We start from the raw sequence: 5,407 nt of genomic DNA, 5'->3' as shown, positions 1-5,407 counted from the left end.
GGGCCGGCGCGCCGGGCGCCGAGGTCATCGCGGTGCCGGGAGACGTCACGGACCCGGCGCACCGGTCCGCGCTCCGCGCGGCCGCCGGCCAGCTCGACCTGCTGGTGAACAACGCCAGCACGCTCGGCGCGGCGCCGCTGCCCGCGCTGGCCGATTACCCGCTTGGCGAGCTGCGCGCCGCGTTCGAGACGAACGTGCTCGCACCGGTCGCGCTGATCCAGCTGTTCCTGCCGGCGCTGCGCGAGCGCGGCGGCGCGGTACTCAACATCACTTCGGACGCGGCGGTCGAACCGTACTCAGGCTGGGGCGGGTACGGCGCGGCGAAGGCGGCTCTGGAGCAGGCCTCGAACGTGCTCGCCGCCGAGGAGCCGGCGATCCGGGTCTGGTGGGTCGATCCCGGCGACCTCCGCACCGACATGCACCAGGCGGCGTTCCCCGGGCAGGACATCTCGGACCGGCCGCTGCCGTCGACGGTGGTGCCCGCCCTCGTGCGGCTCGCGGAAGAGCGGTTGCCGAGCGGCCGTTACGCTGCCGCGGAGCTGGTGCCGGCATGACCGCGACCGTCGACTTCGCACTGCCCGCCGAGCTTGAGGCGCAGGGCCCGCCGGAGTCGCGCGGCCTGCCGCGCGACGGGGTCCGGATGCTGGTCAGCCGCGCCGCCAGCGGGACGGTCACCGATCACAGCTTCACTGACCTGCCCCGGCTGCTGCTCCCTGGCGACCTGATCGTCGTCAACACGTCAAGGACCATGCCGGCGGCGGTGCCGGCCGGCCCGGGCCTGACGGTGCACTTCGGCACCGCCCTGCCGGACGGCACCTGGCTGATAGAGCCGCGGATTCCGCAAGGCAAATCCACTATCCCGAACGATCTCGTGTCTCCGCCCAGGATCATCCCGCTGCCCGGCGGCGCGGAACTCGAGCTCCTCGGCCGCGCCACGGCCCGGCTATGGCACGCGAAGCTCTCGGTCGCCGTACTGCCGTACCTACTGCGGTACGGCAAGCCGATCAGGTACTCGTACGCGGCGCGGCCGTGGCCGCTCGAGGCGTACCAGACGATCTTCGGGCGCCAGTATGGCAGCGCCGAGATGCCGAGTGCCGCCAGGCCGTTCAGCCCTGAGGTGGTGACGGAACTCGTCACGCGCGGGGTGACGATCGCCCCGATCACGCTGCACTGCGGTGTTTCCTCGCTTGAGGCGGACGAGGACCCGTACCCGGAGCAGTACGACGTGCCGCCGGCCACCGCCCGCCTGGTCGACCTGACCAGGCGATCCGGCGGCCGGGTCATCGCCGCGGGTACGACGGTGGTCCGCGCGCTGGAAACCGCGGCCCGCGGCCCGCAAGCCGGCTGGACGTCGCTGGTGGTGACCGAGGAAACGGGGCTGCGGGCGGTGGACGGCCTGCTCACCGGCCTGCACGAGCCGCGCTCGTCGCACCTGCGCATGCTGGCCGCGTTCCACGACGCAGGCCTGCTCGCCGAGTGCTACGAGGCCGCGGTGTCGCACGGCTATCTCTGGCACGAGTTCGGCGACGTCCACCTCATGCTGCCGTTAGCCGGCCCGCCCCGGGCATGGCCGCGTTAGGCGGCGCCTTCTGGGAGGGCGCGGATGTCACGCAGGTCCCAAGGGCGCTCCCAGCCGCCGAGGGCGAGCAGCCGGTCTGCCAGCAGCGCGGTGAAGCCCCAGATCAGCATCGAGCCGATGTGGAAGGCAGGCCCTGTGCGTCCGCTCGGATGCCGGAACATGAACCGGTGCGCCGGGTCGGCCAGCTCGGCCACCGGGATCCGCTCGACCGCGGCCACCTCCCCGGTGTCCGTCGGCCGCACCGCGGACGGCTCACGCCACCAGGCCAGCACCGGCACCACCCGGAAATCGCTACGGCTGACGAACAGCTCGGGCAGCGTGCCGAGCACGTCCACCCCGGCCGGGTCGAGGCCGGTCTCCTCGGCCGCCTCGCGGAGGGCGGCGGCCACCGGCCCGTCGTCGGAGTCCTCGATCGCGCCGCCGGGGAAGGCGGGCTGCCCGGCGTGCCGCCGCAGCCCCTCGCTGCGCTGGATGAACAGCAGATCGGGTCCCTCTGGCCCGTCGCCGAAGAGGACGAGCACGGCGGACCGCCTGCCGCCCGACACGGGCGGCCGCACGATCTCCGGCACGTCCATACCGGCCGCGGCGGCGGCGAGGTCCCGCAGCCACTGCGGTGCCTGGGTCACGAGAACGGGCCGTCCTTCACGAGCTTCGCGGCGGTCGCCACGTCCGTCGGCCCGAGCCCGAACGACGGGCACCAGTCCGCCACCGGACATACGCCGCAGGCCGGCTTGCGGGCGTGGCAGATCCGCCGGCCGTGCCAGATCAGCCGGTGCGACAGCATGACCCATTCCGAGCGCGGGAACAGCGCGCCGACTTCCGCCTCCACCTTGACCGGGTCGTCGCTCGTCGTCCAGCCGAACCGCCGGGACAGCCGCCCGAAGTGGGTGTCCACGGTGATGCCGGGGATGCCGTACGCGTTGCCGAGGACCACGTTCGCCGTCTTGCGCCCGACGCCGGGCAGCGTGACCATCTCGTCCAGGGTCCGCGGCACCTGACCGCCGAACCGGTCCCGCAGCGCCGCGGAAAGGCCCATCACCGACTTCGTCTTCGCCCGGAAGAACCCGGTCGGCTTGAGGATCTCTTCCACGTCCTCGGGGTTGGCGGCGGCCAGGTCGTCGGGCGTGGGGTACTTGGCGAACAGCACCGGCGTGGTCAGGTTCACCCGCTTGTCGGTCGTCTGCGCTGACAGCACGGTGGCCACGAGCAGCTGGAAGGGATTCGCGAAGTCCAGTTCGGTGTGCACGTCCGGGTAGATCTCCGCGAGCACCCGGTTGATCTTGCGCGCGCGCCGCACCAGCGCGGTGTGCGTCTCAGGGGTCTTGACCGCCATGGGCCAAGCGTATTACCGGGCTAGTGGCGGCGGCGCAAGGTCAGCACGGCGCAGTCGACCTGCGGCCGCGGCCGGAAGGCGCGCCGCGGAATCGCGAGGCCGGCGGCCGGAACGAACCGCCTGGCTGGAGCGCCGCCGGAGACGTACTTGCGCACCACGGCCCGCTGCAGCACGAGGTCGGCGGCGGTCAGCTTGCTGTCCCGCGCCAGCAACAGCCGGAGCAGCTCAGCCGTGATCGAGAACGGCGGGCTGGCCACCACCCGGAACGGCCGCCCTGGCAACCGCAGCTCCGCCGCGTCCGCGCACACCACTGTCACGCCGGGGAAGCGCTCCCGCAGCACGCGCGCCCGTCCCGCGTTGAGCTCGACCGCGATCACCCGCGCCCCGGCACGCACCAGGTGCCCGGTTAGCGCGCCCTCGCCCGCCCCGATGTCGAGCACCAGTTCACCCGGCCGTACCCGGGCCGCCGCGACGACGCGGGCGGCCCAGTCATCATCGAGCCGGTGCCAGCCCCACGCCCGGCGTGACCGCCCCGCGGCGGACACGGCGGACCATCACCATGAAACAACCCACGCGGCGACGGTAGCCTTCGCCAGCACCACGGGCAATCTATTTAGAGCCCCCCTGAACGCTATTTGGAGCCCCCCTCAACGTGGTCGATGTGACATCGTCCACCAAAGAGCGTGGTCGATGGGACATCGAGCACATTCCCCGGCCTGGTGGCCTGTGGCTAAGGAGGCGGCTGTGACAGACGCGCAGTTGGACAGAACCAGGCGGTTCTGGGACCAGTTCGCGGGGCGCTACGACCAGCGGATTGAGCACACCGAGCGGATGCTGTTCCCCGGCGGCAGGGAATGGGCCTGCGCCCAGGCGGACGGTGACGTGCTCGAGGTCGCCGTCGGCACCGGGCGGAACCTGCCTTACTACCGGCGGGTGCAGTCGCTGACCGGGATCGACCTCAGCCCCGGCATGCTCGCGGTGGCTCGCCACCGCGCCCTGGCGCTCGGCATCCACGCGGACCTGCGCACCGGGAACGCGGAGGCGCTGGAGTTCGGCGACGCGACGTTCGACACCGTGGTGTGCACGATCTCGCTGTGCAACATCCCCGACGACCGGGCCGCCATCAAGGAGATGTACCGGGTGCTCAAGCCTGGCGGCCGGCTGGTGCTGCTCGACCACGTGGCCAGCGACCGCACCTGGCTGCGCGTCGGGCAGTGGCTGCTCGAGCAGGTGACCAGGCGGACGAACGGCGACTACCAGACCAGGCGGCCGCTGCCGCTCGTCGAGGCGCAGGGGTTCGTGGTCAGCCACAGCGAACGGTCCCGATTGGGATGGGTCGAGCGCCTTGTCGCCGTCAAGCCAGCGGTATAGCACTGGTAAGTATGCGTACCAGGGCAGCGATCATCAGGGAACCGGGCAAGCCGTGGGAGGTCACCGAACTCTCGCTTGACGAGCCCCGGCAGGGCGAGGTGCGGATCGCCTTCAAGTCATCGGGCCTGTGCCATTCCGACGAGCACATCCAGACCGGCGACAGCACCGGGCGGCTGCCGATGGTCGGCGGCCACGAGGGCGCGGGGGTCATCGAGGCCGTCGGAGCAGGCGTGACCCGGGTGAAGGCCGGGGACCACGTGGTGTGCTCGTTCATCCCGGCCTGCGGGACGTGCCGGTACTGCTCCACCGGCCGGCAGAACCTGTGCGACTGGGGCGCGCAGATGATGACGGGAATGCTGGCCGACGGGACCTTCAGGTTCCACGACGACGACGGAGCCGACCTGGGCGGGTTCTGCATGCTCGGCACCTTCGCAGAGCGCGCGGTGGTCTCGCAGAACTCCTGCGTCCCGATCGACCCGTACATCCCGTTCGAGGTGGCAGCACTGACCGGCTGCGGCGTGCCGACCGGCTGGGGCACCTCGGTATACGCGGCCGGGGTGCGGCCCGGGCAGACCGTGGTGATCTTCGGCGCGGGCGGCGTCGGCAGCAACGCGATCCAGGGCGCGCGGTACGCAGGGGCGGCGCACGTGATCGTGGTGGATCCGGTGGAGTTCAAGCGGTCGAAGGCACTGGAGTTCGGGGCGACGCACGTCTTCGGCTTGGCCGCCGAGGCGCAGGAGGCCGTGGTGGAGATGACCTGGGGCCAGCTCGCCGACCACGCGATCATCACGATAGGGGTGCTGTCCGCCGAGGTCGTCGATCAGGCCGCGGCCATCGTCGGCAAGGGCAGCCAGGTCACCGTCACCTCGGTGGGGAAGAGCGCGGAGAAGCAGATCCAGCTCGCCGCGAACGGCAGCGTGGTCGGCTGGCAGCGCAGGATCCAGGGTCACGTCTTCGGGATGTGCAACCCGCTGTACGACATCCCCCGGCTGCTGCGGCTGTACCAGTCCGGCCAGCTGAAGCTGGACGAGCTCATCACCAGGCGATACCGGCTCGACGAGGTCAACCAGGGCTACCAGGACCTGGACGACGGGAAGATCATCCGCGGCGTCATCGTGCACGAG

At 71.5% G+C, this 5,407-nt stretch carries 7 protein-coding genes; 4 read left to right on the top strand and 3 right to left on the bottom strand.

Annotation, left to right across the window (positions count from 1 at the left end):
• Window positions 1-554, top strand: a 554-nt coding sequence (locus tag WA805_RS07705; RefSeq protein ID WP_425241989.1) for an SDR family NAD(P)-dependent oxidoreductase, incomplete at its 5' end; no start/stop codon positions are given.
• A complete protein-coding gene (locus WA805_RS07700; protein ID WP_425241988.1) occupies window positions 551-1,579 on the top strand; it encodes an S-adenosylmethionine:tRNA ribosyltransferase-isomerase in 1,029 nt (342 codons plus the stop codon). The genes WA805_RS07705 and WA805_RS07700, both read left to right, overlap by 4 nt.
• Here WA805_RS07700 and WA805_RS07695 read toward each other — a convergent pair.
• Genes WA805_RS07695 through WA805_RS07685 form a run of 3 tightly spaced genes read right to left on the bottom strand, consistent with a single transcriptional unit; the run spans window position 1,576 to window position 3,457 of the window.
• On the bottom strand, window positions 1,576-2,205 hold the full coding sequence (locus WA805_RS07695) for an NUDIX hydrolase (RefSeq protein ID WP_422281170.1): 630 nt from the start codon (window positions 2,203-2,205) through the stop codon (window positions 1,576-1,578). The two genes, WA805_RS07700 and WA805_RS07695, sit on opposite strands and share 4 nt — an antisense overlap.
• On the bottom strand, window positions 2,202-2,912 hold the full coding sequence (gene nth / locus WA805_RS07690; RefSeq protein ID WP_422281172.1) for an endonuclease III: 711 nt from the start codon (window positions 2,910-2,912) through the stop codon (window positions 2,202-2,204). Before nth ends, WA805_RS07695 begins: the two co-directional genes overlap by 4 nt.
• 20 nt (window positions 2,913-2,932) lie before the next feature.
• The gene (locus WA805_RS07685; RefSeq protein WP_425241987.1) at window positions 2,933-3,457 is read right to left on the bottom strand and encodes an rRNA adenine N-6-methyltransferase family protein; all 525 of its coding nucleotides are present in this window, start codon (window positions 3,455-3,457) and stop codon (window positions 2,933-2,935) included.
• Here WA805_RS07685 and WA805_RS07680 point away from each other — a divergent pair.
• Together WA805_RS07680 and WA805_RS07675 are read left to right on the top strand one after the other, a co-directional pair.
• Window positions 3,342-4,283, top strand: coding sequence for a class I SAM-dependent methyltransferase (locus WA805_RS07680; protein ID WP_425241986.1), 942 nt, complete (start codon window positions 3,342-3,344; stop codon window positions 4,281-4,283). The two genes, WA805_RS07685 and WA805_RS07680, sit on opposite strands and share 116 nt — an antisense overlap.
• Before the next feature lie 11 nt (window positions 4,284-4,294).
• The coding region (locus WA805_RS07675) for an NDMA-dependent alcohol dehydrogenase (RefSeq protein WP_425241985.1) at window positions 4,295-5,407 on the top strand (1,113 nt) is incomplete at its 3' end.

The sequence above is a fragment of the Trebonia sp. genome (assembly GCF_049794275.1).
Taxonomy (GTDB): Bacteria; Actinomycetota; Actinomycetes; order Streptosporangiales; family Streptosporangiaceae; genus Trebonia.
Note: the sequence above shows the minus strand (reverse complement) of the source record. Positions and strands in the feature narration are given on the sequence as shown.